Annotated in this window: 1 protein-coding gene; it reads left to right on the top strand. The window is 51.5% G+C overall.

Features of this window, described 5'->3' with window-relative positions:
- Positions 1–769 (top strand): IS3 family transposase (locus PA598K_RS19750; RefSeq protein ID WP_128658616.1); only part of this gene is annotated, 769 nt, incomplete at its 5' end.
- Positions 770–798 lie beyond the last annotated feature (29 nt).

The following is a 798-nucleotide window of genomic DNA, read 5'->3' as shown; positions in this document are numbered from 1 at the left end:
CCAAAAGCGCAGAAAAAAGTTGCTCAAGCGCATCAAGTGGCTGTACAACGATTCCAAGTCCGTGTACGGCAGCCCCAAGATCACCAAGCTGTTGCGGCAAGAGGGCTGGCAGGTATCCGAGCGGCTGGTGGGCAAATTAATGAACGAGAACGGCATGCGTTCCTGCGTATCCCAAAAGTTTCGGGTATGCACCACCGACTCGAATCATGACCATCCGATCGCACGGAACTGGCTGAGTCAGAAGTTTGCGAAGGTAGATGCGCCCAACAAGGTATGGGTAACGGACATCACCTATGTTCCCTGCCGTCAAGGACGCATGTATCTCGCCAGTGTGATGGACCTCTACACTCGTAAGATTGTGGGCTGGAAGCTCAGTGACCGGATGACGACAGAACTGGTCCTCGATGCGTTGGATCAGGCGTACGAGACGCACAGGCCCTCTAAGAGGCTCCTGCATCACTCGGACCGCGGCTCCCAGTATACCTCAGCAGAGTACCGCCAACGCTTGAAACAGTACAACATGAGAGCTAGCATGAGCCGAAAAGGGAACTGTTACGATAATGCGAGCATTGAGTCCTTCCACAGTCTGCTCAAGAAGGAGTTTATTTACTGCACCAAATTTCACACGAAGGAACAGGCCCAGCAAGAGATATTTGAGTACATTGAACTGTTCTACAACCGCAAACGGATCCACGGATCGCTGGGCTATCTTTCCCCTGCCCGTTTTGAAGCAGCGTACTATGCTCAAAAGAGAACAAGTAGCTCTTAATTTGTGTCTACTTTCTTGACAGAGGTCCA

It is taken from the genome of Paenibacillus sp. 598K, assembly GCF_003851045.1.
Lineage (GTDB): Bacteria > Bacillota > Bacilli > Paenibacillales > Paenibacillaceae > Paenibacillus_D.
The sequence above is the reverse complement of the archived record's forward strand: the minus strand, read 5'-3'. Positions and strand labels throughout refer to the sequence as shown.